This is a genomic window from Amylibacter sp. SFDW26, assembly GCF_009184395.1.
Classification (GTDB): Bacteria; Pseudomonadota; Alphaproteobacteria; order Rhodobacterales; family Rhodobacteraceae; genus Amylibacter.
Window position 1 is genome coordinate 262,076 of sequence record NZ_WEIC01000005.1, and the last position, 26,102, is coordinate 288,177.

Annotated in this window: 25 protein-coding genes; 6 read left to right on the forward strand and 19 right to left on the reverse strand. The window is 43.0% G+C overall.

What is annotated here, in order from left to right:
• Positions 1-24: 24 nt before the first annotated feature.
• The 10 genes from F9L33_RS14440 to tcuA form a co-directional block, all read right to left on the reverse strand.
• Positions 25-3,738: an S-layer family protein gene (locus tag F9L33_RS14440; protein WP_152143506.1), complete on the reverse strand. Its 3,714-nt coding sequence runs from the start codon at positions 3,736-3,738 to the stop codon at positions 25-27.
• A gap of 313 nt (positions 3,739-4,051) precedes the next feature.
• Entirely contained in the window at positions 4,052-4,987 is a 936-nt protein-coding gene (locus tag F9L33_RS14445; RefSeq protein WP_152143507.1) for a LysR family transcriptional regulator, read from the reverse strand.
• Between the two features lie 514 nt (positions 4,988-5,501).
• Positions 5,502-6,227, reverse strand: coding sequence for a hypothetical protein (locus F9L33_RS14450; protein WP_152143508.1), 726 nt, complete (start codon positions 6,225-6,227; stop codon positions 5,502-5,504).
• Positions 6,228-6,301: 74 nt separating this feature from the next.
• Positions 6,302-6,958, reverse strand: a complete 657-nt coding sequence (locus F9L33_RS14455; protein WP_152143509.1) for an OmpA family protein — start codon at positions 6,956-6,958, stop codon at positions 6,302-6,304.
• Between the two features lie 3 nt (positions 6,959-6,961).
• Complete coding sequence (locus F9L33_RS14460; protein ID WP_152143510.1) at positions 6,962-7,408, reverse strand: hypothetical protein; 447 nt, start codon at positions 7,406-7,408, stop codon at positions 6,962-6,964.
• Between the two features lie 19 nt (positions 7,409-7,427).
• Positions 7,428-8,264 (reverse strand): hypothetical protein, encoded by an 837-nt coding sequence (locus F9L33_RS14465; protein WP_226804147.1) that lies wholly within the window; start codon positions 8,262-8,264, stop codon positions 7,428-7,430.
• Positions 8,265-8,276: 12 nt separating this feature from the next.
• Entirely contained in the window at positions 8,277-8,972 is a 696-nt protein-coding gene (locus F9L33_RS14470) for an OmpA family protein (protein ID WP_193222061.1), read from the reverse strand.
• Between the two features lie 17 nt (positions 8,973-8,989).
• Positions 8,990-9,463, reverse strand: a complete 474-nt coding sequence (locus tag F9L33_RS14475) for a hypothetical protein (RefSeq protein WP_152143513.1) — start codon at positions 9,461-9,463, stop codon at positions 8,990-8,992.
• A 358-nt stretch (positions 9,464-9,821) separates the two neighbouring features.
• Positions 9,822-10,769: a helix-turn-helix transcriptional regulator gene (locus F9L33_RS14480; protein ID WP_152143514.1), complete on the reverse strand. Its 948-nt coding sequence runs from the start codon at positions 10,767-10,769 to the stop codon at positions 9,822-9,824.
• Between the two features lie 144 nt (positions 10,770-10,913).
• On the reverse strand, positions 10,914-12,401 hold the full coding sequence (tcuA, locus tag F9L33_RS14485) for an FAD-dependent tricarballylate dehydrogenase TcuA (RefSeq protein ID WP_152143515.1): 1,488 nt from the start codon (positions 12,399-12,401) through the stop codon (positions 10,914-10,916).
• A gap of 73 nt (positions 12,402-12,474) precedes the next feature.
• Here tcuA and F9L33_RS14490 point away from each other — a divergent pair, with 73 nt between their 5' ends.
• Together F9L33_RS14490 and F9L33_RS14495 are read left to right on the forward strand one after the other, a co-directional pair.
• Entirely contained in the window at positions 12,475-13,107 is a 633-nt protein-coding gene (locus F9L33_RS14490; protein ID WP_152143516.1) for a GntR family transcriptional regulator, read from the forward strand.
• Positions 13,104-14,138, forward strand: coding sequence for an AbrB family transcriptional regulator (locus F9L33_RS14495; protein ID WP_152143517.1), 1,035 nt, complete (start codon positions 13,104-13,106; stop codon positions 14,136-14,138). The genes F9L33_RS14490 and F9L33_RS14495 overlap by 4 nt, the downstream gene beginning before the upstream one ends.
• A gap of 50 nt (positions 14,139-14,188) precedes the next feature.
• Here the strand turns inward: F9L33_RS14495 and F9L33_RS14500 are convergent, their stop codons facing one another.
• From F9L33_RS14500 to F9L33_RS14515, 4 genes are all read right to left on the reverse strand, one after another.
• Complete coding sequence (locus tag F9L33_RS14500) at positions 14,189-15,301, reverse strand: PrpF domain-containing protein (protein WP_370452139.1); 1,113 nt, start codon at positions 15,299-15,301, stop codon at positions 14,189-14,191.
• Positions 15,271-16,332 carry an isocitrate/isopropylmalate dehydrogenase family protein gene (locus F9L33_RS14505; protein WP_152143519.1) on the reverse strand — a complete coding sequence of 354 codons (1,062 nt, stop codon included), beginning with the start codon at positions 16,330-16,332 and terminating at the stop codon, positions 15,271-15,273. The genes F9L33_RS14500 and F9L33_RS14505 overlap by 31 nt, the downstream gene beginning before the upstream one ends.
• A gap of 10 nt (positions 16,333-16,342) precedes the next feature.
• Positions 16,343-18,373 (reverse strand): tripartite tricarboxylate transporter permease, encoded by a 2,031-nt coding sequence (locus F9L33_RS14510; RefSeq protein ID WP_152143520.1) that lies wholly within the window; start codon positions 18,371-18,373, stop codon positions 16,343-16,345.
• Positions 18,374-18,440: 67 nt separating this feature from the next.
• Positions 18,441-19,523: a tricarboxylate transporter gene (locus F9L33_RS14515; protein WP_152143521.1), complete on the reverse strand. Its 1,083-nt coding sequence runs from the start codon at positions 19,521-19,523 to the stop codon at positions 18,441-18,443.
• Positions 19,524-19,646: 123 nt separating this feature from the next.
• Between F9L33_RS14515 and F9L33_RS14520 the strand changes: the two genes are divergently transcribed.
• Complete coding sequence (locus F9L33_RS14520; protein WP_152143522.1) at positions 19,647-20,315, forward strand: response regulator transcription factor; 669 nt, start codon at positions 19,647-19,649, stop codon at positions 20,313-20,315.
• Positions 20,312-21,688, forward strand: coding sequence for a sensor histidine kinase (locus F9L33_RS14525; protein WP_152143523.1), 1,377 nt, complete (start codon positions 20,312-20,314; stop codon positions 21,686-21,688). The genes F9L33_RS14520 and F9L33_RS14525 overlap by 4 nt, the downstream gene beginning before the upstream one ends.
• A gap of 53 nt (positions 21,689-21,741) precedes the next feature.
• Here F9L33_RS14525 and F9L33_RS14530 read toward each other — a convergent pair whose 3' ends face one another.
• Entirely contained in the window at positions 21,742-22,911 is a 1,170-nt protein-coding gene (locus F9L33_RS14530; protein WP_193222062.1) for a porin, read from the reverse strand.
• Between the two features lie 81 nt (positions 22,912-22,992).
• Here F9L33_RS14530 and F9L33_RS14535 point away from each other — a divergent pair, with 81 nt between their 5' ends.
• The gene (locus F9L33_RS14535; protein WP_152143525.1) at positions 22,993-23,613 is read left to right on the forward strand and encodes a hypothetical protein; all 621 of its coding nucleotides are present in this window, start codon (positions 22,993-22,995) and stop codon (positions 23,611-23,613) included.
• A 23-nt stretch (positions 23,614-23,636) separates the two neighbouring features.
• Here the strand turns inward: F9L33_RS14535 and F9L33_RS14540 are convergent, their stop codons facing one another.
• The 4 genes from F9L33_RS14540 to F9L33_RS15845 all read right to left on the reverse strand — a co-directional run bounded on the left by F9L33_RS14540 (position 23,637) and on the right by F9L33_RS15845 (position 25,278).
• Complete coding sequence (locus F9L33_RS14540; RefSeq protein WP_152143526.1) at positions 23,637-24,254, reverse strand: hypothetical protein; 618 nt, start codon at positions 24,252-24,254, stop codon at positions 23,637-23,639.
• Between the two features lie 115 nt (positions 24,255-24,369).
• The gene (locus tag F9L33_RS14545; RefSeq protein WP_152143527.1) at positions 24,370-24,588 is read right to left on the reverse strand and encodes a DUF6500 family protein; all 219 of its coding nucleotides are present in this window, start codon (positions 24,586-24,588) and stop codon (positions 24,370-24,372) included.
• A 254-nt stretch (positions 24,589-24,842) separates the two neighbouring features.
• On the reverse strand, positions 24,843-25,073 hold the full coding sequence (locus F9L33_RS14550; RefSeq protein ID WP_152143528.1) for a hypothetical protein: 231 nt from the start codon (positions 25,071-25,073) through the stop codon (positions 24,843-24,845).
• 67 nt (positions 25,074-25,140) lie between these two features.
• Positions 25,141-25,278, reverse strand: a complete 138-nt coding sequence (locus F9L33_RS15845) for a hypothetical protein (protein ID WP_193222063.1) — start codon at positions 25,276-25,278, stop codon at positions 25,141-25,143.
• Positions 25,279-25,565: 287 nt separating this feature from the next.
• Between F9L33_RS15845 and F9L33_RS14555 the strand changes: the two genes are divergently transcribed.
• Complete coding sequence (locus tag F9L33_RS14555) at positions 25,566-25,748, forward strand: hypothetical protein (RefSeq protein WP_193222064.1); 183 nt, start codon at positions 25,566-25,568, stop codon at positions 25,746-25,748.
• The last annotated feature ends 354 nt before the right edge of the window (positions 25,749-26,102 follow it).

A 26,102-nucleotide genomic window follows, 5' to 3' on the forward strand; every position in this document is an offset into this window, starting at 1 on the left:
GTTTCGCCACCCCAAGGGTCAGTTTTATGCAACGAAATCGTCTTCAGTGATTTGCGATGCTTCGATACCTTCAAGGCGCACAGAGTTGTCACCAGAGAAGGATAGAACTGCGTCTTGTCCATCTTGTGAAATACTATCCGATAGATCGAAGTCTGGTCCGAAATCAGACAGTTGAATAAGATCCACACCCAATTCAAAGTCTGTGACAACGTCATTGCCGTTTTCAGAAGAGAACCTGAATGTATCAATGCCTTCACCACCAGATAGGATGTCATCACCACCTGCACCGTCGATAAGGTCATCACCTTCAGCGCCTGCAAGGAAGTTTTCGAAATCACTACCGATGATTACATCACCATCGTCAGAGCCAATCACATTCTCGATTGAGCTTAGTACGTCAGTTTCGATTGCATTTTCGAACACATCTTCATTAACAAGGCCTGTGTTAGAGATTGGTGCTTCAACGTCCAATGTGCCACCAGCATCAACCAAAGTATCCTGAACAACTGGGCCATTTTGACCAGCAGGCGCATTGTGCAAATGGATTGCAGACACAACACCAGGAATTGGTGTTAGCAGGTCACCTTCATCAATACCCAGAACACTCAGTTCACTCGAATATGACACTTCACCTGTATAGATGTTTTGTGTGATTGTTAGAGAACCTTCACCCGTTGCATCACTATCAGATGTTGGACCAGGCTCTTGGCTTGCATCAAGACCGCCACTCAATTCAATTGTGCGGATACCATCTTCTGTCACATCGCTTTCCAAAAGCAACTGCCCACGGATTTCACCGCCAGGGAATTCAGCCGTATGGATATTGAAGTAAAGGTTGCCAGCAACAGCTTCTTCTACAAAGCCAGCACCATCTTCTATCTGTGATCCAAACTGATCAGGTGTATCAACAACTTGATTATTCACATTAACTTCGAAGCCAGATTGGCTACCAAGAGTGAACTCATCGATGACATCCAATCCAGTACCCGCATCAACAACAACATCCTGAACTACTGGGCCATTTTGGCCTGCTGGCGCGTTGTGAAGGTGGATCGGTGATACAACACCAGGGATTGGTGATTGTAGGTCAGCTTCGTTCAGACCAACAACTGTCAATTCAGATGAATAAAGTACTTCACCCGCTTCATTGAAAGAAATGGTTACAGTTGCTTCGCCTGTTGCATCACTATCAGATGTTGGGCCAGGCTCCTGAGCAGCATCAAGTGATCCAGCCAATTCGATAACACGGCTATGACCTGCGCCAGTATCGCTTACAACTTCCAGCTGTCCTCGTATCTCACCACCGATAAAATCAGACGTGTGGATATTGAAGTAAAGATTGCCAGCAACGGCTTCTTCTACAAAGTCAGCACCGTCTTGGATGTTTGAGCCAAACTGAGCCGGATTAGACACAACTTGATCTGTCACACTAACAGTGAAACCAGTGTCACGTGTTGCAGTGCCATTTCCATTTGGACCAAGATTAACTGTAACAGCCACATCAAGATCAGAGAAATCTGCTGTATCAACACCTTCGCCGCCTTCGATAAAGTCATTACCAAGACCACCAACAATTATATTGTCGCCTTCGCCTGCGATCAAAACATCGTCGCCTGCACCGCCGTCAAGAACACCGTTAATTTCACCAAGGTCAACAACGATATCATCAGCGTCACCTAGTAATACATTACCATTCACAACGCCGTCATCATCATTGACGAAAGTAACTGTACCAGCCTCTGTAGCATCAATAGCATTTACATTACCGCGAATTTCACCTTCGTTGACGATTGCGCCCAATAGATTCAAACCACCATCGATGCGGATACCTGCTGCTGCATCACTGTCTTCAGAACCTGCAATCAAACCGTCATTTTCGACTAAGCCAGCAAAACCAGCATCATCAAAATTGCTGAATAAACGCAGACCATCACCAACTTGGTTGCCTTCGGTTGCATCACCGCGACCTTGGATCGTACCTTCATTGAAAACAGCTGCTGAAACGATATCGCCATCAGCATCACCAGTTTGCAGTGATACACCAGAACCATTGTTACCTTCACCTGCATCTACGATGCCTGTTTCAGTGTTGGTGAATGTATAGTTATCAGCAGTACCATCTGCATAAACTGTACCGTTACGTTGGTTGCCAGTACCGATAATTGTGCCTTCGTTAGTTACAGCTAGACCTTCACCATCAATGTTCAGTGCACGGCTATCAGATGAAACTGTGCCACGGTTAACAAAAGAACCGCCAGAGTGATCGCCAGTACCAAAGTAAACACCGTTTTGAACACCTGCAAATGTGCCGCCTTCTTCGTTGACCAGTTCACCTTGGAAGTTCACACCATTAACGGCACGGAACGCACCAGTTGTACCCTGCGCACTATCTGATGTTACTGTACCAGCATTGGTAATTGAGCCTGTGAATAATGCAGCTGCGAAACCAGCTTCGCCACGTACGCCTTCAAGACGGATGCCATCACCAGCAGTCCCTGCAGCAGCAGACGCTTGTCCACGACCAGAGATTTGGCCAGAGTTTGTGATCTCAACTTCACCATTGCCGTCTTCAGCCAATGAAAGTGAAATACCAGCACCATCATTACCTTCACCCGCATCAACGACGCCATTTGCAAGGTTGTTGATTGAAAAATCACTCGCAGTGTCATCAGCATAGATTGTGCCATTACGCTGATCACCAGTACCAAGAATATTTCCACCGTTGATAATATCAACACCAGAACCATCAATATTCACAGCACGGCTGCCAGATTGGATTGTACCAAAGTTTAAAACATCAAGGTCATGTTCTGCATTACCGATATAAAGACCGTTACGCGCACCCTCGATAGTACCTGTTGAAGTGTTCAGAATACGGCCGTCAGCCGCAACACCATCTGCTACACGAATACCGCCAGCAGTACCTTGATTGCTTTCTGATGAGATCAAACCGCTATTGACGATGTCTGTATCTGATACTGTGCCTTCTGCGCCATTATTGATACGAATACCATCGCCTGCGCTAGGTGTATTAGACGCTTCTTGACCACGACCTTGGATTGTTCCACCAAAGCCATTGAAAATTGTGTTTGATACTACATCACCAGCCTCATCACCAACCTGCAACGAGATACCTGCGCCGTTGTTGCCTTCGCCCGCATCGATTGTTGCGCCAGAGAAGTTGCTAATTGATGTATCTTCAGCAGTGCTGTTTGTATAAATAGTACCGTTGCGTTGATCACCCGTACCAACAATATCACCAAAGTTACGAACGCTTACGCCTTCACCTTGGATATCAACTGCGCGACTGTCAGACGAAATTACGCCACCACGGAAGTTGTCAAGTTGGCCAGAGCTCTCGGCACCTGCAAATTGTACACCATTGAAATCACCAGCGATGTCACCAAAATTGCGGATACTTGCACTGCCAGATACTTGGATACCTGTTGCCAAAGCATCAGGGCCAGAATTCGCATCGATTGTGCCTGTGCGGAAGTTAAAGACTTGTGCGTCTTCACCAGATACTTCAACAGCTGCAGCTGCATTATTTGTTTCGATTTGACCAAAATTCAAAAGGCGCGCAAAATCATTATCCAGCACGAAAGCTGGTGTGTTGTCGACCACTGTACTTTGGAAAAAACCGTTTGTTAAGGTTTGGCCATCACGGGCCGTTTCTTGTGCAAGCGTAGATGACGTCAATAGACGTGCACGCAAGCTTGAGAGTAATTCTGATAACATTGGGTAGCTCCATTTTTGTTTTAGGGGCAGCAGACATCGGGGGATGTCGTCTGTGTCCTAATCAATATGGAGAACCCTCTTTTTTACGGAAATTCATTTTCCGAATAGAGGTTATAAGTATTTGAAATACTCACAATTACCGTGAGGTTGAAACAATCAAAATTGTTTTATATCAAAAAGTTATGCGTCTCTCCCACAAAAGCTTGTGGTATTCACTAACACCTAAACACGAAAAGGTGTGCGGCTTTGATGCTATAGTGATAAAATACACCTGCTTCTAAGTAATTTTTCGCACTCGTTAGTTTATCGAAAACTAATCTGATGACAGCGTACCAAGCGGTGGAGCACCTCTAATATGAGCGCATATCGCCTCAACCATTTCTGGATGTGGATATTCTACACGCGTCAGTGCACCCAATTCTCTCATATTACCCTCACCATCAAAGGGAATAAAATCCAGACCAAAACTATCGTTTTTAAGTTGCTTTGCAGCAATAGCATTAACCATTGTACAAGCATCGCTTTGTGCAACATAGCGACATACTGTTTCAAAGCGCGCAGAGCGGACATCAATACCAACTAAGTCCGATATATTATCTGGTTGCGCGGGCAAATCATTTTCAAGATCATATCCGAAAGATGTCTCAAAACGGATCAATAAGTTTGCTGGCACCTCATAAGCATGGATGCTTGTTTTTTGAGTAAGCGGGTGTCCCTTGCGAACACCCAAAAAAAGCGGCTCCATCCAAAGTGGCGAAAAATCCATCGAATGCTGGTTCGGTTCAGCAAGATTATTATAACTCTTACGCGCTATAAATGCGATATCCACCGTTTTTTCATCAATCATCTTTGCAAGCATCTTTGGATACTCTTCCACAATAATAAGACGCATGTCAGGGTAAAGTTTTGAGAAAAGTTCCCTAAAATACTTTGAGAGATAAGCCGCCAACGTTGGCGTAATGCCAAGCCTCAAAGGCGTAGCCTCAATTTTATTATGTTTCTGAGTAAGATCATCAATGCTGTCAACAAGCCCATTTATCTTATGTGCAACGTCCAAAAAATCGGCACCAAACCCGGTTAAAACAACTTCATTGTTGCCACGTTCAAAAATTTCAAAACCCAGCTCCATCTCAAGTTTCTTAATCTGGTTTGATAAAGCAGGTTGGCTGACATTCGCAACCTTAGCGGCGCGCGTGAAATTTCTGTGTTCAGCCACAGCTATAACATAGAGAAAATCCCGCAGGTTCATGTTTTATATTCCTAACGTGTATCTCAATAAAATATCAGAATATGCATATAGTTATTCACTTACTGATATTCCGTCACCACTGTCAATAATACTGATGTTTCTGATTTAACAATGAGAGTTCCCATTTCTGCACCAATAAAGGAACTATTATAAAATTGACTGGGTCATATGGAAATACGTTAAACATTAATAACAGTGATCTTGGTTTTCATGGATCTTAAGTCCTAATAATACTACGTTATTTAATGTCTTTTTTTGGCTCATAACGGACATTTATGGATGACACCTTAGGGGGACAAAGCAGACATTGGCGAATGGCGGCTAAACAGGCGTCAACAAAACCAACTAATCTAATCAGATTACGTTAAAATTCCAAAGTATATAGTAGGCTAAGGCCGTGACTGCTAAATCACCTTGCGCTATAAAATCAGAATACACACCAATATCGAGCCTAGGCGTTGACGTTAGGCAATGTATTCATTCAAATACTCCCTGCATGTCAGGTAATAAATTCCTATTTTTCGGGCACGATTTTGTCGCGAACGAATGCATCAACACCCATTGTAATATCAAAAGCTTCGATTATCCGCTCGGTTGGCTCCATAACTGCAGACTGCCAATTCACTACGACAACAATACCATACCCCATTGTGAGTTTCGTATGGCACTTACGACCACCAGGCCCATTGCACATTACAATCACTCTGGCCGATTTTGTTGAAAGTGACAGAATTTCACAAGTTAAGTCACCTGGGGGCGTGCCGACATAGCAATGAAAGTTATTCCCAGATATTGTTTTAGTGGTCGGATAATTAGGGTCACGTGGACTGTTACCCACATAGTCATGATGCCCGACATGTCTGTTAACATAACGATCAGCATCTTTTTGTCCCATAGCGTCATATAAATAAACATGCGTAAGTGCCTCAGAGATAAGTTCGGGACGAAAGTGGATTGCTGCGGCAGGTATTATCTGTTTGCCACTGGCATCAGTATACATTGGCATTTCAGGTGACCAAATACAGTTTAGCTCCTCTCTTACGATATAACTTACATTTCCATCACGAATTTTCACGCGAACTTTGAATATCGGTTGCTCAATTCCATCGGTGCCAAAGTACACATATTCCAAATCTTCAGGACAACTATTAACAGATGCAAAAGCTGGTGTGCTGATTGTAAGAACCGTAAGTAAAAGAACGAGGTGCGCCACCAACTTTCGTACCAAAACATTCATCATATTAATCTCTTTTTATAGATAAACTATAGGGGCTTCTAACAATTCGAAGCCCCTATACTCGTTACTCAACTCAGTTACTCTGCGCCTGATGCGATCGGCAAGTGGTTGACTTTTTTCGTCGTTTTCACCTTGATTTCGACACGCCTATTCAATGCACGCCCTTCAGGGTTATCCCGACCATTGATGCTGTTTTTAGCAACAGGTGTTGTTTCCCCTAAACCACGCGAACGCAGCAATCTTTTCTCAATACCGTTCTCAACAAACCAATTTTCAACTGTACTAGCACGACGTACAGATAGCTTTTGGTTGTAAGCATTAGAACCTTTGGAATCCGTGTGCCCTTCAACGGTTACATTCGTACCCCCATAATCGGCATACATCTCTAAAACCTCTTCCAAAGCTTTTTTTGCTTCGGGTTTTAATGATGCTTTGTCAAAATCAAACAAATAGTCACCAGAAAGCCCTACAGTAAATCCAAACCCAGTTGGATCTGCAAAGATTGCAGTCGCGCCTTCAAAGGTAGTTGCCTTATTGACCAGCGCTTGACCGCCAGACGTTAATCCCAGAACATTTGAAACGATTTCAAGTCGTTCAAATGGCGCAAGGTTTTCATCCCATTTAGGATCAAACGGATCCAACGGGTCAGGCGCATCTGTTTGACTGTATGCAGGGTTAGCAAGCAAAATCAGAATGCAGCCAAACGTTGAAAAGTTACCAGAAAAAAACTGCATACTTTAATTCGCAGGTTTTTCTAATACAAAGGGAATTGCGCCTGGTAATACAAATTCGATTGGCCAGTCGTTGTCTCCTGGCTGTTCGAATTTAAACCAAGCCACTTTCTTGGACTTTGCTTTGATTTCGATGCTACGGGTATTTCGAGTAAATAAACAACAACTGTAACTGCTCTGAGGTGCTGCTACGTAATTCCCATTTGTATCTCGTAAGATAGGGTATTTTTTATCGCCAGTGATATAGTAAACATCATCAAATTCGACACCCTTAACCTCAATAACATCATCACTGGTGTTTTCATATTCTAAAACCAATGTAAGTTTATCATCGCGCTGTTGGATTTGCTTTATATGGATTTCGGCCCCATCGAAACCAGTTTGGCTATCGATATAATCTGCTGCAAACGCTGGCGTTGAAAGCATTGTTAATGCCAGTAGTAGTTTTTTCATAGTTATCTTCCTTTTTATATTAATTGGTGACTACTTTTTTGCAGGCGTCACTTGGATTAAATCCAGTTGGATGATCAAATAACGCCATAACGACAAAGCCATCTGTCAATTTTGGAATCCGACATGAACTGACCTCGTATTGCGAAACGATTTTTTGTGCGCTTACTGTATTGTTTGGACCTGTAAACGTTTGGACTTCAGTCTTATTGTTATCAGATCTTGTAATCTTGGCCTCAATGCTGCCTTCATTTGGCACTGTGTGCACTGACCCAACCTCAAGACCGTTTTCATCATATTGAATTTGGAATTTCCCAGTGTCTGCACTCGTACTGTTTGTAATGGTGCCGCTCAAAATATTGCCATCTGAGCCATAGGTGAAAGAAGTGCTGGATTTTATGTTCTCCCCAGTATGTGTGGTATGTATTTGCGCTACACTCATTGGGCGGTTTTGTGCATCATATGTATATGTGCGCTGATCTTTTTCACCGAATGAACTCGTTCCATCAACACGTATAAGTAAGGGGGGAGTTTGTGAATTATATGCAAATTCATGTGTCCATTTAGGGGAACCATTGGGCACTTGCGCGTATGAAATCCTGCGTATGAGTTGACCATCATCTCGGTATTCAAATTCAAATGTAGTTTTGGCATAATCTACATCTGGATCGACTGGAGCAATATCATAGCGTGAAGGAAGTCCTTGCTCATTATAACTGATGCTATTGATGACTGGGCTGTCCATTAATTCCGATGTTATTGTCAGGGATTTTAAACGTGCTTGCCCGAATTCAGCCGAGAATGCGGAAGTACCGCAAATGCATAAAACCGTAAAGAATGAAGACGATAAAGGGTGCATGAAATATTCTTCCTAATTGTAACCAGAACTGTTTGATATTGTTGGAAGGTGGTTAACTTTTTTTGTTGTCGTAACTTTAATATCGACACGTCGATTTAACGCACGTCCATCTGGGTTGTCTCGCCCCCCAATACTGTTAGGAGCAACAGGTTTTGTTTCCCCTAAACCGACAGAGGTTAAACTTGAGGTTTCGATACCATTTTTTGCCAACCATTTCTCAACACTTTGAGCACGCTTTACTGATAGCTTCTGGTTATATGCATCTGATCCTTTTGAATCAGTGTGACCTTCGATAGTGATATTTTCACCACCGTATTCTGCATACAAAGCCATGACTTTTTGCAAGGCCGTTTCAGCCTCTGGTTTTAGCGCAGCTTTATCAAAATCAAACAAATAGTCCCCAGATAATCCGACTGTAAAGCCAAAGCCATTTGGATCACTAAAAATGTTTGTGGCACCGTCTATAGTCGAGGCTCCGCTAACAAGGGAGTTCTCTGTTATTATAAGAGAGATACCTCCCAAAGCCAATTTTACGCCACTGCCATTGGTACCGTAATTGGATACAACCTTTGATAAATCTTGTCTCAAAAACGGGTCAGGGTTTTCATATAATATGCTAGCAAGTGGGTCGGCGGATACGGTTTGTGCAAGAGAGGAATTCCCTGCAAAAGCCGTTAAACAGAATGGTAATAGAGATGCAAATTTCATAAGGTTTGCCATTGGCCTTATGACTCTGGCTTGTCTATTGTGAAAGGAGTGATCCCAGGTAAGGAAACCTCGATTGGCCAATCAGAACCTGCTGGTGCTTCAAATTTAACCCAACCAACTTTTTTAGAGCCGGCCTCCATAGTGATACTTCTGTAACTCGCATCAGGTACGGTTGCGAATAAAAAACCCCTTTGTGATATATTTCCGTAAACAATTGTTGAGGCAAGATATTTGTTTTCGGCATCTTTTAAAACTGGGTACTTTTTATCTTTTGTCGTGTATAATACATTGTCTACCGCCATTGACACAAATTTTACTTTTTCTGCAGTACTGTTTTCGATCATGAACGCAACTGTCAAAATGTCATTTGATACACTCGTTTTCAAAAGATGTGCTTCAAGCCCGTCTGGGCCATATTGTGTGTCCAGATAATCTGCAGAGAAGGCTGGGCTAGCAAGTGTAATTGCAGCAGCAAGAATAATATTTTTCATTTATTTTCCTTAGGTTAATTAAAATCACCATGTTTAATTAGCTCTAGATTAGCTCAAGAATTCATAACTATAATTATAGAAAAATACACATAACTAAATGCAATGAGAGTATTGCAAAGGGCAAAAAATCCATTCAAAAAGACAAATTATAAAACAGGCACTCACGTTTTGGCGGGCTACCTATCCTCAATTGCAAAGGGCAATAACACTACATTTACAGCTTTATCCGACGATAGGAATGTAATCTTGAAGTTACGTGAATAGGCCATTCAGTTTTATGGCCCGCAACTACCGCGAGTTTTGCTGTGTTGTACATTTCATTAAAAACGCACTTCAGGAATACTATCTGCTCATTAATTTAACGATATCGGCTTGGACGGTATCCAAACTTTTTTTGAAACGCCGCAGAAAAATTCGAAGCATACTTATACCCCGTAAAAAAGGCAGCATGCTTAACAGACCATCCATGATCAACAATACCTTGTCTTGCGCGTTCCATCCGAATGTCACGTAAATATTCAAATACAGGTTTACCATAAATTGCGCGAAATTTTGTCTTTAGACTTGTAATACTAAGCCCAGCTTCATGTGCTAAATCTGCGAGCGAATAATCCATTTCAGGATGTGCATGTAACTTTTCTTTAATGATGTTCATCTTTAAAATATCTGATCGAGAACAGTTCTCTTTAGGCCTATCTTCTACAAGTTTAAGTGAGCGTGCGATAGCTTCATGTGCGTGACTTTCCGACATCATCTTACCAACGACACCACAGCTATTTGGTGCAATAAGCGATTTCCCAAGCTGTAAAATTTGTGGTTGTAATCCTAAATTACGAATACAACTTGAATGGGTTTCTTTATGAATGAGTTCTTGCAACTCTTTATCACGCACAACATCTTCACGCAGCTGTATCAAAACAGACTTTGTATGCTGTCTATCCCGTAATGCCCCTATAACCTCCGCTTCGTCCGAAAAATTTAAGAAGGCAGCTTGACCTGTCTTTAACGAGAATTGTTGATTACGAGTTTGATTAATTTCAGAAGTTTGGCCATCAATAGAGATAAGCAGGCATATAGAACGCGGCATGATGATATCGTAATTGACATTACCATGACTTAACAAATCTGTTTGGCTGAATTGAATACCGCTTTCTAATTGCCGCACACCAACCGAACCTGAAAAGCTGGGCTTTTGCATTTTGGCCTGCTGTTCGCCACATTGTAGCATCGAACTTTTTAAACCAAATGTTGCGGTAGCCGCACAAAAATCATCAACGGAAACAGAACCCTTATTTTCGTCCAACATTTTTCTTTCTACGATCCGATATCGAACCAACCCATTGTTTTAAATATTTCAGATCATGCATAGATTACTCTCTATGAGGTACTTTACCCTAAGGCAAGTGTATATAGTGGCAATACAATTGCCACTTCAAACGTTTTAGATCAGCTAGTTTGCACTCGCATGATGACCAGCTCGTCGCCCAAAAACGAGACCTGATGTCAACCCTGAACCACCTGGGTAACCATTATAAAACACACCGCCAACCAGTTCACCACAAGCATATAAACCCTGAATATCTTGATCTTTCGTATTCTGAACACACCCTGTCTCAGAAACCTTCAAGCCACCATACGTAAAGGTAATACCTCCTGTTACAGGATAGGCGCGAAATGGGCCTTTATCTATTTTCTGTGCCCAGTTTGATTTCGGCAATTCAAGACCAATTGTAGATTTACCATCCTTAATAGTTGGATCGAAATCACCATCACCAATTGCTTGGTTATACGCTATAAGCGTCTTTTCTGCTTGGGCTTGATCCACACCATCAAGTTGTTTGATCAATTCTTCTAAAGTTTTTGCTTCTATATAATGCGCATCATGGAAACGATACTCCCCATAAAATAGGTCAAAGATTTTACTGTCAAAGATTTGCCATGCGAAATGCCCAGGTTGTTCTAAAACGGCTTTGCCAAATTGCGCATAGGTGTAATTTCTGAAATCTTTACCTTCATCCACAAATCTTTCCCCATTTGCATTCAGCATAACACCTAAAAAGTAACAAATTTTGCGGTAGTTCTTACGATCGTTATGAGGAATATTTAAGTTCCCATAGTCTGCCATATGTAAATCCATCGGCGTAGCGTGGCAGCCAGACATTAACCCGTATTCTTTAGCGTCCAACTCAAATGCCGCAGATAAACCGTCGCCTGTGTTATGTGGCGTTCCGCGAACTTTTGCGACATCCCAATCAGGGCCAATATACTTCTGTCGCATCATGGAATTTGCTTCAAAACCACCACAGGCAAGTATTACAGAACTTGCTTTTATAGCAATGCTCTCGCCTTTCTCATTAATTGCATTCACCCCACAAACACAGCCATCTTCGACAATAAGAGAGGTCATAGCGGTATTATATATAATAGTACCGCCAAGACGCTGATATGCAGCAAGTTCCATATCAAACAAGCCAACACCCTCGTTACAAGCAGCAAGCGTTAAGCCACCCCAAAAGACATATTTACCATCTTTCATAAAGCTTTGGCGCTCATAAATAGGATCATATTTTACACCATGCCCTGCAAGCCACTTCATTGCAGCATAGCTTTCATCAATCAAAGCATTCTGTTCACTACTCAATGCACGCCCATCATTAAAGTTTAACAAGTCGGTCCTAAATTTATCGGCTGTGTAACGGCCAAACTCAGTATCCTTAATGCGAGGGTCATTTGGGTTTTCCAATAAAGGGTACAAGTCTTCATTCCCATTATAAACAAACCGCATAGCGCCAGCAGTGTATTTTGTATTACCGCCAGACATGTCCTGATCTGCTTTTTCTATGACCAATGTTTTAGCACCGTTTTCACAAGCAGAAATACCAGCACACAAAGCCGCATTTCCAGAGCCAACTATTAAAACATCCCATTTCTCTTGCATAATAAACACTTTCCGATTAAATTGTATCCAAGTGTATACAATATTAAAATACAATATCAAGACTGGAAAAAATATGAGTATTTCAAACGCACAAATTGCATATGAAAAGCTATTAGATTTAATACGTTCTGGTGATTTAAAACCTTCCGCTCGCATAAGAGAGGCAGAGGTTGCGGAACTTGTAGGTGCAAGTCGTACACCTGTTAGAGAGGCAATCAGAAAGTTAGAATCAGATGGAATCATTGAACACAGACCCCGTGTCGGTGCTGTTGTGAAATCCTTGAGCCATCAGGAGCTAGTAGAACTTTACGAGATGCGCGTTGTCTTAGAACGAACAGCCGCAGAGATGGCAGCAAAACATGCATCAGATGCAGAAATTGATGAAATGCGCGAGCTCACCAGTGAAATGGCCGAAAATGCCAATGATCCAATCATTGTTGCAAACATCAACATCCAGTTTCACAAATGTATTTTCATGTCAGCACGCAATCGTTTTTTATGGTCTTCCGCCCAAACACTTTCGAACGCTTTATTAGTCTTAGGCCCAACAACATTAGATAGTCCAGCGCGTGTGAAATCCGTTTGTGAACAGCATAAGGCTATTACAGATGCCCTTTCTGCAGGCGATGCGGCAGAGGCTGGTGATGCGGCAGCGATACATATTGAAACATCCCTACGCCACAGATTGAAAGCCATGCGACAATGATAGTACGGCCCATAATATTTGCATTTTCAATCGGTTTATCGGGCGCTCTTATCTTTTTAACACTTGGCATTCCCCTACCTTGGCTACTAGGGCCAATCACAGCCTGTCTAAGCGCTGCATTGATTGGCATTCCAATGAAAGGCGTAACCGTAGTAAACGAAGGGATGCGCACGATATTAGGTGTTGCCGTTGGTGCCACTTTCACCCCTGCTCTGTTATTCAGCATGGGTGGAATGTGGCAAACATTACTGCTCATTCCCATAATGGTGCTGTGCATTGGGTTTATCGGCGTGCCTTATTTTCAAAAAGTATGCGGCTATGATTGGGTTACAAGTTATTATTGCGCCATGCCAGGTGGCCTACAAGACATACTGGTTTTTGGAGAAGAAGCTGGCGGCAACATACGTACTTTATCTCTTATTCACGCAACCCGCGTATTGGTGATTGTTGTTACCCTACCTTTTATCTTGCAAGGGTATTGGGGGGCCGCGTTGAACAACCCGCCAGGAGTTCCTGCATCAAGCCTACCCATAGACCAAATCATTTTAATGCTAGTCTGTGCCATTATAGGATGGCGCGTTGCCAAACATTTCAACATGCTTGGCGCATCTATTCTTGGGCCACTCATTTTAACCGCCAGCGTCAGCCTAGCAGGATTTCTGCATCAGCGCCCTCCTGCTGAAGCTGTTTGGTTAGCGCAATTTTTCATTGGGATGACTGTGGGCGTTAAATATGCAGGCATTACTGTGCAAGAAATTCGAAAGGATATCACAGCTGGATTAGGGTTTTGCGTGATCTTAATACTCTTTACGTTAATATTTTCTGAATTCATCTACGTCCTAGAACTTGCTCCACCGCTGGAAACAATCTTATCCTTTGCACCAGGCGGCCAAGCAGAATTAACAGTTCTTGCTCTTATCGTCGGGGCAGACATGGCCTTTGTTGTAGCACATCACGTTTTACGAATGTCTATCGTCATTTTGGGTGCGCCAATTTTTGATAAAATATTCAACAAAGAAGGCCAAAGATAACCCTGAAAGCAACCTATAATACAAACCCAAGGGATGTGTAGCTTAAAACCTCACCCTTCCCAAACCGCTTTGGGAATGAAAAAAGTGCCACATGCAAGCTTTCGTGCGGTGCGTATAATGCCTGCTGAATTCAATGAAAACCCATCACTCTGATCGCAATCAACAAAGACATCCATAACACCCATTGGATGCTCCAAAATTACTTGTACAGAATTGCCATCTGGGCGCTGAAGCAAGCCGTCCGAAACCGTTCCAGGCGTCAAAGCACAAGCTGCTAAGCATTGTGAACCTGTAACAGCAACACTTGGATGTGCTGCCCATGGCATAAAGTATCGCACGGCAATGTTGCCGTCCTTTTGGGGGACTGCAAGCAACCCAACTTTGGGTGTGACTGATTTTGAACAATCTCCCATTCCCATCGCGAACCCAGCTTTCATGCGTATAGATTCAAGCCTTTCGAATAATGCATCATTGGCATCTAACTGCTTGCGCGTTTCATAGCCCGTTATCCCTACATCTCTCGCACGTGCAATGACCATTGGCACAGCAACATCCATACATGTCACGTCAACGCCATCAATCGTATCGCGCAAATGCCCTGTGGGTAGAAAAGCACCAGTATACGATCCAGTTACATCGGCAAAATGCAACTCTATGCGTGCAGAGGTACCAAGGACACCATCAATTTTGGTCTTACCTTCATAAACAACATCTGTGCCATCCGTTTTAACTTTGGCGATAACACGCGCCCCTGTATTAACAGCACGTATTTTGATCTTGTTCACACCCTGTGTAATTGAATAGAGCCCCATTTCAATTGCGGCAGGACCAACAGCGGACATTATATTTCCACAAGTTGGCTTAAAATCAACGCTCTGTTCTTCAACGCCAACTTGTGCAAAAAAATAATCGATATCAGCCCATTCGTCCTCAGACTTTGACAGTATAGCTACCTTTGTCGTGACCGCAGCACCGCCCCCGATACCATCAATATTCAACGGATCCCCTGACCCTATGGCTGCAATCAAAACACGTTCCAAAAGCTTCAAATCTTTTGGAACATCTACAATGTTCATAAAAACACCCCGCGAGGTGCCTCCGCGCATTAAAAAGAAAGGGATGGCCGTTTGCGTCAAATGCCCTCCATTTCTATCAGATGACACAGATGATCTGTAAAAGCAGCCGTACCAAGCACACCTCCAATATCTTTCGTACGTGTCTCTTTGGAAGCCAAAGACGTTTTCAAGGCACGAAAGATAGAGTTTGCAGCATCGCCTGCACCCAAATGTTCCAAAAGCATCGCACAAGATGCAATGAGTGATGTAGGGTTGGCTTTATCCTGTCCAGCAATATCAGGCGCTGATCCATGCTGTGCTTGAGCCACAGCAAAATCTGGGCCAAGATTTAATGAAGGGGCCAAGCCAAGTCCCCCAGACAATTCAGAGGCAAGGTCAGATAAAATATCGCCAAACATGTTTGTCGTCACAATGACATCAAAACGGCTGGGGTCACGCACCAACAATGCGGCAGCGGCATCCACCAAGACCTCTTCATATTCAATCTCAGGATATTCTTTGGCAACTTTACGCACTTCACCCAAAAACAAACCATCTGATGTGCGCATCACATTTGCTTTGTGTACTGATGCCACACGTTTAGCGGGGCGCGTCTGGGCATGGGCAAAAGCTGCGCGTGCAATGCGTTCACTAGCAAAGGCCGTTATCTTGCGCATAGCAAGCGCGACACCAGGCACAGGCATAAACTCTCCGCCGCCTTCGTGCATGTTGCGATCCGCATAAAACCCCTCGAGATTTTCTCTAAAGAAAACCATATCTACAGGTTTCTGTATAGGAGCTTCCAAGTCAGTATAACTGACAGCAGGACGGATATTTGCATAAAGATCCAGCTCTTTACGCAATATTCCTGATGGATTCACTCCCCCCTGATCCGCAGGTGGATATTCATTATGGGATACAGGACCTAATACCACACCATCTGCAGATTTGGCAGAAGCAATCACCGTTTGATCAATAGTGGTGCCCACAGTCGCAAGAGACGCAAAGCCTATATCCGCAGAGGACCAATCGATATGCAAATTGTATTTCTGCGCGGCTGAAGATGCAACTTTACGCGTGGCCTCTACGATCTCTGGACCTATGCCGTCACCAGGTAAAAATAAAATTGAAAAAGACATGCCCATGCTCCTATTTTAATGGCCAAGGTAAATTGAAAGTTGCCTGTAATATGCCAGGAGGGAAGTCACGTCCAAGAACCCAAGCCATAAAGCACATAAAAGTAATACCAGCGATCATATAGAGAATAGAATGCGTCCAGCTTAACCCAGCACGCACTCGCAAAAAGCTTACCAAAAATATGGCCAAGGCTAATATAAACCCTATAACCGCACATAAAACCAATAAGAAGCCGAACCAAGCAAGTGTTGGCCATAAGCCGTAAGTAGCATTTTCATCATCACCGTTTGCTTCACGATCTGCAAAAATTGTATTGGTTTCATCAACGCGGATCATTTGAATAATCAAAATGATACAACCAAGGATAGATACTCCTCCTACGAATAGGGGGAAAATTCTATCAGCAGAGGAATGGTCTGGTATTAAAGCCGCATTCCAATAAGCCGCAATTATATATGCAAAGATAACAATAAGAAATATAAGGGGTGCACGCTTTGAACCCGACTTTACATTCCCTTCAGCCATAATGTTTTTGGCTTGCCGTATTCCAAGAACAATCGACAAGATCGTGACAATCACAAGAACAATTACAATTGGGCTAAAGATATACTGTAAGCCTGCTTCCATACTTTCACGAAACCTAAAGTTGGCGATTTGAACCGCTTGGTTTGCAAATGTTTCGGCAGGGTCAGACAGCACGAACCCAATCAAAAATGCAGGACGTGACCAATCAAAGCGACGCAACATAATGCCAAGTAAACCCAGTGCAAATAAAGCGACCAAGTCCATCAAATTTTGTCCCGATTGAAAAGCCGCAAATGAAATGAGCATGAACAGGAATGGTGCGATTAATGTAAACCGAATTGTCGTCAGTCTCGCAATACCACCAGAAGCAGCAATACACAGCAGCGTACCTACCACATTTGCAAATGCCAACATCCAGACGATTGAATATGTAATATCTAAATTGCTCTTTAGCATCGAAGGCCCGACCTCAATATCGCCGGACCCTAATAAAGCGATTGCACCGATAAAAATGGCCATGGACCCAGAGCCAGGGATACCAAATAACAATGTGGGAACTAGGCCGCCGCCCTCTTTAGCGTTGTTGGAACTTTCTGGGCCTACGATACCCCGAATTTCTCCTTTACCAAATTGCGACTTGTCTTGGGTGGTTTGAACGGCGTGACCATATGCAATCCAATCCACGACTGATCCGCCAAGCCCAGGAATAACACCGACAATAACCCCGATAATAGAACACCGAATAGATAACCACTTATTCGTCCACCAATCCCTTACGCCATCAAACCAGCCACCACCAAGCTTTGCGTTTTCCGAAATAGAACGATCTTGGCGCAGCAACGCAATAATCTCTGGGATCGCAAAAATGCCCAAACCAACAATCACCAACTTCAAACCATCGGTAAGGTACGGGAAATCATAAGATGCCATTCGTAAAGCACCTGCAGAATCTCCTTCACCAATCGTACCAACCAACATACCAAGGCCAGCAGCAACCACGCCCTTAATTGCAACACGACCTGCCAAAATCGCCACCATAGACAATCCAAAGATTGTAATCATAAGCATTTCTGGTGTGCCAAATTTCAAAACAATCGGACGCGCAATTAAGATGAAAAATGTCAGGAATACTGCACCGACCAAACCACCAAATAAAGAAGATGCAAAAGCCGCTGATAATGCACGGGCCGCTTCGCCTTTTTTAGCTAATGGAAACCCATCAAGCACAGTCGCTTGTGAGGCAGAAGAACCGGGTATCCCCATTAAAACGGACGCAAACGTATCAGAGGTTGGGACAACAGCAACCATACCGACCATAAGGGCAAGCCCCAAGACAGGGTCCATTCCAAACATAAAAGGCAAAAGTAGCGATAATCCAGCGATACCGCCAAGACCAGGGAATACGCCGACAGCTAATCCCATAATCACGCCCATAATTAAATAACCCAAAACCACTGGTTGAAGGATAAGCTCAAATGCATCAAACAGCGCAGGTAGCGCTTGCAATAATATGTCCATGAAGAAGAGACCTTAGAAGTATTTACTTAGTAAAACGCCCCAACAATCGGGGCGCTCCAAAAGTAAATCACTTCAATTCAACGCCGTATGCGTCTTTCAACCAGCTCACCACAAAATCTTTTGCTTTTGTGGAAACTGTTGTCGCCTGTCCCAATGCAGCTTGTGCATCTGCACCAGTATACATTGGGTATTTGCCGATGCGTTTCTTAGAAATATCTGCAAAATCAGGGCGCGCTTTGACTTTTTTAAATGCATTTGCGAAAGTATCAATGATCTCTTGCGATGTTCCAGCCGGTAAAAAAGCGATTTTCTGAGATGGGAAACCTGCTACAAAAAATGCCTTCCAAGCATCCCACGTCTCACCCGATGTTTCACAACCATCTGTTGCTTCACATACTTCCTTGAATGTTGGCATATCTGGGAATGTTGGATCGCGCACAATATCACCCTCGGCATTCAAAGATCCCCATGTCATCATTGGCACAGCTCTACCTTCCGCCACCAACTCAGCGGATCCTTTCAGATAACCAGAGGATGTTTGAAAATCAATCGTTGCCTCACCACGTTCAAACATCAGTCGACCATCACCACGGCCTTTAATACCAAACACAGGTTCAACGTTCATGCCCAACATCTGCCACGCAAGCAATGGCACCAAGTCAAGACGCGTCGCGCCTTGCGATCCATAAATGAAGTTGATGTCTTTCAGCCCATTGGCAGAACCATCAAACTTTGCACCTGCATCGGCATTTAGATATGCAACGCCGCCTGTTCCAGATGCCATAACTGGCTCCCAATCTTTATACTCATAGCGTACACGCGGGTCGTCTAACAAATACGGAAATTGTGTCGAACCTGATGTGCCAAATAGAACAGTACCATCACCATTCTTTTGTTTTTGAAACCAGTTCGCACCTTTGGTGGATCCCGCACCAGGCATAAACTTTACTACGACAGTTGGATTTCCAGGCAAGGCTTCTGACAACAAGGGCGCAAAAAAGTTTGCCCATTTTGCTGAGCCACCTTTTTCTGAAAATGGAATAGTCCATTCAATTGTTTTACCTGACATGTCAACATCCGCAAAAGCAGGCAAAGTAAATGATGCAGATGCAGCAATAATCGCAGCAACACGGCGTATGTAAGTATTCATTCTAATCCTCCCAAAACCAACACCTCCCGTGTTGGTTAAATCAATTTAACAGGTAAATGATTCCCTGTTGATTTAATAAAAATGTTACATCAAACTTGCATGAAGCTTTCATTGGGACAAAAAATGTTAATCACAATTATTGAGGATAATGTCACACTAGCCAAAGGCATTGCGCATAAAATGCGGGATGAAGGGCATGCTGTTGACCTTATCCACGACGGGACACAAGCGTTGGAATATCTACAATCTGAAAGCAGTGACTTAATTATTTTAGATATAAACTTACCTTCAATGTCAGGTATTGAGGTGTTGAAATCATTACGTTTATCGAAGGATAATACCCCTGTTCTTTTGTTAACGGCCAATTCTGAAACCAAAGATCGTGTAGGCGGGTTAGATGCAGGAGCAGATGATTATCTGGTCAAGCCATTTGAAATGGATGAATTAAGCGCACGCATCCGTGCTTTGTTGCGCCGCAAACTAGCTGACACTCCAGTTTTAGAAAAAATCTCAAACGTAACTTTCGATCGTGGCGCCAGAAGTATTTCTCTTGATGGCAATCCTATTGATTTACCCCGTAGAGAAGTCGCCGTGTTCGAATGTCTTTTAGACAGGAAGGAACAACTGGTTTCCAAAGCCACATTGGCCAACCATCTTTATGGCGTCGGTTCCGAGATAGAGGAGAAAGTCATAGAAGTGTATGTTTCGCGATTGCGTAAAAAATTAATCTCGTCTGGTATTGAAATCAAAGCTGCTCGCGGCTTGGGATATATGATGAAAGCTACCTCGTGAAAACCTATAATGCTTCGTTAAGGCTTCGTCTCCTTGTCTTAATAATGCTCCCCCTGCTTGTTGCATCCACCATTGCTGTTGCCTGGCGCTATAATACTGCGAAACAAACCACCGAAGAGATTTTTGACCGAACGCTTTCGGCACTAACCCTTGCCGTGTTTCGAGATATTGTTATTTCAGATGGAGACAGCCTGTCCCCCGCAACATCAGATATGATGCGACAAACCATTGGTGGAGAAGTCTTTTACCACGTGAACGGCCCAGATGGCTCTTTCATCACAGGGTATGCATATCCCCCTCAACGCCCCAAGGATGTGTTAATCGTTGAGAACCGCCCAACGTTATTTTCGTCTTCGATAAGAAACACACCTGTAAGAGCAGCACAGTTATATGAAGAAGTTTCAATTGATGGTGTAAAAGGAAAATCAACGATTACCATTTGGCAGACGAACAAGACACGTAATGCCTTTACAAAAGCTTTAGCGACACAAGCTGCACTGATTACAGCTTTCTTATCTATCACTGTTGCAGGGCTAGTTTGGTTTGGCATTAGCTTAGGTCTTAAACCTTTAACAGATTTAGAAGGTGCTATCGCTAAAAGATCCCCAAATGATTTAAGAAAGATCCAACGAGCAATTCCAGATGAAGCCGTAGGAATTGTAACAACATTGAACAACCTTTTTGATCAACTCTCAGAAAGTTTAGAAATCAAAGATCGTTTTATATCTAATGCAGCTCATCAATTGCGCAACCCAATCGCAAGTATACACTCGATGGCGCAGGCTGTGATGGATGTGAAAACATTTTCAGAAAGTAAAAAACGTGCTGGCGAACTTGTTGAGGCCACGAGATATGCAAGTAGATTAACCAAGCAACTCTTATCTTATGAGCGACTAAAAGATACAAATACTGAAGTTGAATTTAGAAAGATCGAATTAAACACACTCGTAGAAAAAGTTTGTAGAAAAAATGCAGCCCGCGCATTATCAGAGGAAATAGATTTTATATTTGAGGCTTCAAAGTGTGAAATTTATATAGACGCAAATGACCTCCTATTATCCGAAGCAATCGAAAACTTGATCGATAATGCAGTCATGCACGGTGGCAATGAATTAACGAATATTTGCGTGTCAGTAGGTATTCAGAAAAACAATGCTATCATTTCCGTTTGTAATGACGGGGAAGAAATCCCAAAGAATATGTCTGTAAAAATCTTCGAACGCTTTGCTCAAATTACTGGTAAAACTGGAACAGGCTTAGGCTTATCAATTGTATCCGAGATCACTAAAATACACTCAGGTGAAGTCAGCCTAACGAGCACCTCCAATACATGTTTCAAAATTAGCTTACCCAAAGCTCCAAGTGTTCTCTAAAAAGGGCCATCACAATGGATGGCCCTTAAATCGTTCAATAAGTGAACTCATTATTAAAATTTCCAACGAATACCCGTCAGAAGAGCACTAACATCTTCGAAATCATTGCCTGGTTCATCAAGAGAGTAATTTCGCAATGCCGCATATAATTCAATTTTTGGTTTTTTGAAGTTATGTACAACCGATAACCCCCATGAATTGCCTTGCGAACCTTCATCAGCTAATGCATTGCTCGTATAGTAATCAACAGCGATCGCTGTGGGACCTGATTTAAAGAAGTTCTTAATCACACCTGCTTTCACATGAACGAAATCACCCTTTTCAGTTCTTGATTCATTATCTTCCTGCCCCGCGGCAATCCTAAAATTATAACCCGTTGGCTTATGTAAAGTTGCAGCCGAAAAACCAACGCGTGTTCTTTGGTTCGTTGCGCCAACTGCGGCTTCACGGTCCGCGTAAAAAACTGCCCCTTGAACCTTAAAATCCCCTAACGTCTCTTTATAACGAAGTGCTACATCCCAAGTATCTCGGTCGTCTCTTGGCCCATTACCTCTACGCAACTGTTGCTGTCCATATGCACCAGATAACGTAAAACCTTTAATTGTCGGAGTATCATAACGTATACGCAACAAACGCCCACCATCCAAATTATCGAAATCATCGCCGATGTTACGCGAACCAGACAATGCACCTGTTACATTATCGAAAAACAAAATACCGCCAGCGAGTAACTCTGGGTCTAAACTTACAACTTTTGTACCAGAAAGATCTATATTCGCGGCACCATCTGATGCTGTTGAGCCTTGGCCAAAAGTCAAAGTACCATACGATTTATGACCAATTGATGCTTCAATCTTACGAATAACCTGATCATCCGTTAAATCGAATTGCGCGCGCGTTCCAGTACGGTTATTTTGGTTAATGTCACCCGTGGAAGCTATTTCATGCTGTAATTCAACCTTACCCTTAAGTTTCCATCCAGCACCAAGATTTGTTGTTGATTTCACCCCTATACGTGAACTGGAATTATCATTATCAACTATCCCAAATGTAGTCGTATCGTTCCCATCATTTACCGACAAAAGACCTTTATTAATTTGTCCGTATAACGTAATTTTTGTGTTGTTTGTTTTCAACAAATCTACTGCGTTTGCGCCAGTAGTAAATGCCATTGTACTTAAGCCAAATCCCAACCCAAGTACTATTGTTTTATAATTATCCATTGTTCCTCCAGAATCATTAAAACGCATGAATCGAGCGTTCATTCAAAAGAAGATAAATATTAAACCTTGCACCAAGCTTACATGATTGATAGCTTTTTTGGCGGTTCCAACAGTTTTTTAAATGAGCCTTTTTTATGGTTAATAAAAAATGACGCTTATACTAATAGCTATTCAATACATGAGTTTTCAAAATTACCGTTATCGGGAAATACTGTAATGTCAGGCCGCCTCATTCATATAACAAAACTATTAATCAAGGCGCTGTTAGTCACTTTATGCTTCATAGCAGCACTTGTAAGTGTTGAAATCATTGGTCAAAAGTCATATGGGCGCGCACCAATCGAACATTTTATATTACATGAAATGCCTTTTAGAGGGGAACGTTTTAGTCCCGATCTCTGGGTTGATGCGAACGATTGTAGGGGGCTTTCTGGTGAAGAGTGCGCTGAGAAAGAAGCAACTTGTCAACGAGGCCCAATGGTTCGCGATTTACTCATTTCCTATCTGACACCTAAAGTTACCATCAGAGCAAATGTCATCTCATTGATTGGCGAAAAAGAGTACAAAACCAACATTAATGGCCAACCCTGCGATGCTTACAACCTTGGTATGTGTAGCGGATTTCGTATCGATTACGATGCTCTTTATGTTTGCTATGATCAGAAGGGCACAGTTTCTGCGGCAGGGCATGTGCAACACTAACTGCGATCCACGTTGTGCCTAATTTACCCCGAAAGATATTCAATTTCCCAATGACCAAATGGCAGATGTTTCCATGAGTGGTTTTTCCATGAATGCGCATTAAGTGAGCCAGCTTTTAACCTTTTCAACAAATCAGCTGTATTTTCACCACAACAGGGTAATGCCGAAAATGAGTATTCCCCAACACCATGCTGTTTAAAATCAGGGGCCTGCATTCCTGATTTATCACTGTACTCCAATGGTAGGACAGCAGTGGCAACATTCGACTGTAGTAAAATGCGGCTGCCGATTAACAGCACAGCATTTTTTGGTGTACTTGCGGCCACCCCTACCATGTTTTCTGCAGGTGAGAGAATTAAAACCACATAGCTCTGTGGTTCCGTTTCTGACGGAAGATATATCAGGAATCGTTCCATACCTGCATACGTGCTTCGAAAACTCTGGTATCCTGAAAACACTCTCCCATTTACTGTGATTTTAAGATCCACCCGATCTGCATGGATACGTCCATCAAGAAAAAGAGCCTTGCCCCATGTCTCCAAAACGGTGCCGTCAAAGCGAGTTTCGGAAGCCAATAAAACCATGATGAGAGAGCAAAACACGAATAGAATGCCCCCTAATATCTTTAATATCGTTTTCATTTATTTTCCTCTTCCCGAAATTCACAAGTTGGGAAGACATAAGTTTGCTTTTCATTAGTAGATATTCAGAAAATCATGCCAAACGGCGGCTGCTCGGAACTTTGCTGCCGTTTGTTCAGACACCTGAACTGATCATATTCCGAATTTTAACGGCCTTTTCAAAGTGATCTAGTTTGTGTGTTTTGATCCACCATTCGGCAGCCTCCATGAGCAAGTCTGGATCGTCGTTCTTATTCGCAAAAAATGCATAAAATGAAAGACCAACGGCCTCTCCTTTCTTGGCTATCTTCTCATTGCAGACCGCAACTGCTTTGGTTCTCAGGGAAGGTCTCATGTAAATTTTAGCCTCTATGCATTTGCTCTATAATGCGAAACATAAGCAGAGCAAACAATAATCACAACCTGAAGCGCATGGTAGGTCTGGGGAACTTTGCTGCCGTTCACAAATTGACTAACCTGTGAGTGCATATTTGATCTTCAAATGGCTGTGCGATCCGCGCTTTGCACCTTTTGATATTGAGGACACCGTTGAGGCAGAGCCCATATTTCTACCGTTTCAGGTTTCAGAGGCATCGTAACCGCTCTGATCTAGGAGAGAGCAGATGCCAAAAAGCGCAGGTGGTACTGCGGATGCACCAGAATAGGCCGCCACCAAAGCAAAAAGGCCGCGCAATCCACGGCCTGATTGCCAAGAACGAAATTGCTCGGCACACCCTTTGACAATACATAAAACACCAACAAAGGGGGCACTCGAAATTGCGCCTTCGAGAAAGAGCCAGCGGAAACACACAACAAAATCTTGACTGACTTAACAAACATGGCGCCTTCCTTGAAGGGCCACTAGGATCGTTGTTTTACGCGAAGCCTCATTTCATTCCAGGGAGCGTTATTTAAAGGGAATTTGATTTATGCCTTTCATTTCTTCGTAAAGTGCTTTCGCGTCTTTGGCTGCGCCTTTCGTTTGCGCCGCTTTTGCTATTTCTACCGCATCGGCAGCTGTGAAGTTCGCTGGAGGAAGTTGCATTGTGTTGTCCTTTTCTATGAAGACGCATGACGCGCCGTTTGGGTGAATGACGCCTCTGAATGTCTGGCATCGGCCAAAGAAACGGCCGAGACATACAATCTAAGCGTGTAGTCAACTTGAACCAAAAGAAACGTAAGATCGTCAGCGCGATATACTTAAAACGCTCTGTCTTGGTGCCGTAGCGCCCTACGTAGCACGTAAGCACGACCCGTAGGACAGTGAGACACAGGCCTCTTGCTCCAAGGTTGCCTAGGCTCAGAAGCCATTGTTTTTGGTACGATGACCGTATGACAGCAGAATACTTTTCGGCTCTGTGCGGTGTAACCACGGTTTGGAGCTTTAGCTCTGCATTTTCCAAAGCAGTCGGTACAAGTTCTTTCTCTGGTGGGATAAGCTCATCCAGCACAAGCACCACATCAGACACACGGGCAGCAAGTCAAAGTCAACTGGCGTATTGGTTTTTAGAGTGAACATTACTTTGAATTTAAGCTCAATTTCATCTATCCAGTTTCGGCGCTTTTTACAGTGTCTCCAGAATGAATTTGCCAGAGTTTAATGCCATTCCAAATTCTTAGTTAATGTAGATGATCGGTCTTGCACTGAATTTGCATACTCCGACGTAGGTTTTCCACGTAGTGCAGTATTACCTTCTACGTATTCTCTGTAATAGCTTTGGAACCTCATTTTCCTGATAATTTTCTTGGAAATTCAACAGAAAACGGAGCGATTGTTATGAATAATATTAGTGCTAATAGTGCGAATAAAAATACTCTGGGGAAAGATTTTAATTCGAAGTCATCAATACCAGTATCCAGAGCTAAAGG

What these genes read in the sequence shown, in the direction of transcription:
- F9L33_RS14490 (WP_152143516.1), top strand. Translation starts at nt 12,475, where the DNA reads ATGAGTATTTCAAACGCACAAATTGCATATGAAAAGCTATTAGATTTA.
- F9L33_RS14445 (WP_152143507.1), bottom strand. Translation starts at nt 4,987, where the DNA reads ATGAACCTGCGGGATTTTCTCTATGTTATAGCTGTGGCTGAACACAGA.
- F9L33_RS15845 (WP_193222063.1), bottom strand. Translation starts at nt 25,278, where the DNA reads ATGCAACTTCCTCCAGCGAACTTCACAGCTGCCGATGCGGTAGAAATA.
- F9L33_RS14540 (WP_152143526.1), bottom strand. Translation starts at nt 24,254, where the DNA reads ATGAAAACGATATTAAAGATATTAGGGGGCATTCTATTCGTGTTTTGC.
- F9L33_RS14520 (WP_152143522.1), top strand. Translation starts at nt 19,647, where the DNA reads ATGTTAATCACAATTATTGAGGATAATGTCACACTAGCCAAAGGCATT.
- F9L33_RS14495 (WP_152143517.1), top strand. Translation starts at nt 13,104, where the DNA reads ATGATAGTACGGCCCATAATATTTGCATTTTCAATCGGTTTATCGGGC.
- F9L33_RS14535 (WP_152143525.1), top strand. Translation starts at nt 22,993, where the DNA reads ATGATTGATAGCTTTTTTGGCGGTTCCAACAGTTTTTTAAATGAGCCT.
- F9L33_RS14455 (WP_152143509.1), bottom strand. Translation starts at nt 6,958, where the DNA reads ATGCAGTTTTTTTCTGGTAACTTTTCAACGTTTGGCTGCATTCTGATT.
- F9L33_RS14480 (WP_152143514.1), bottom strand. Translation starts at nt 10,769, where the DNA reads ATGTTGGACGAAAATAAGGGTTCTGTTTCCGTTGATGATTTTTGTGCG.
- F9L33_RS14460 (WP_152143510.1), bottom strand. Translation starts at nt 7,408, where the DNA reads ATGAAAAAACTACTACTGGCATTAACAATGCTTTCAACGCCAGCGTTT.
- F9L33_RS14555 (WP_193222064.1), top strand. Translation starts at nt 25,566, where the DNA reads ATGACAGCAGAATACTTTTCGGCTCTGTGCGGTGTAACCACGGTTTGG.
- F9L33_RS14545 (WP_152143527.1), bottom strand. Translation starts at nt 24,588, where the DNA reads ATGAGACCTTCCCTGAGAACCAAAGCAGTTGCGGTCTGCAATGAGAAG.
- F9L33_RS14530 (WP_193222062.1), bottom strand. Translation starts at nt 22,911, where the DNA reads ATGGATAATTATAAAACAATAGTACTTGGGTTGGGATTTGGCTTAAGT.
- F9L33_RS14440 (WP_152143506.1), bottom strand. Translation starts at nt 3,738, where the DNA reads ATGTTATCAGAATTACTCTCAAGCTTGCGTGCACGTCTATTGACGTCA.
- F9L33_RS14550 (WP_152143528.1), bottom strand. Translation starts at nt 25,073, where the DNA reads ATGTTTGTTAAGTCAGTCAAGATTTTGTTGTGTGTTTCCGCTGGCTCT.
- F9L33_RS14450 (WP_152143508.1), bottom strand. Translation starts at nt 6,227, where the DNA reads ATGATGAATGTTTTGGTACGAAAGTTGGTGGCGCACCTCGTTCTTTTA.
- F9L33_RS14510 (WP_152143520.1), bottom strand. Translation starts at nt 18,373, where the DNA reads ATGGACATATTATTGCAAGCGCTACCTGCGCTGTTTGATGCATTTGAG.
- F9L33_RS14475 (WP_152143513.1), bottom strand. Translation starts at nt 9,463, where the DNA reads ATGAAAAATATTATTCTTGCTGCTGCAATTACACTTGCTAGCCCAGCC.
- F9L33_RS14465 (WP_226804147.1), bottom strand. Translation starts at nt 8,264, where the DNA reads ATGCACCCTTTATCGTCTTCATTCTTTACGGTTTTATGCATTTGCGGT.
- F9L33_RS14515 (WP_152143521.1), bottom strand. Translation starts at nt 19,523, where the DNA reads ATGAATACTTACATACGCCGTGTTGCTGCGATTATTGCTGCATCTGCA.
- F9L33_RS14470 (WP_193222061.1), bottom strand. Translation starts at nt 8,972, where the DNA reads ATGAAATTTGCATCTCTATTACCATTCTGTTTAACGGCTTTTGCAGGG.
- tcuA (WP_152143515.1), bottom strand. Translation starts at nt 12,401, where the DNA reads ATGCAAGAGAAATGGGATGTTTTAATAGTTGGCTCTGGAAATGCGGCT.
- F9L33_RS14505 (WP_152143519.1), bottom strand. Translation starts at nt 16,332, where the DNA reads ATGTCTTTTTCAATTTTATTTTTACCTGGTGACGGCATAGGTCCAGAG.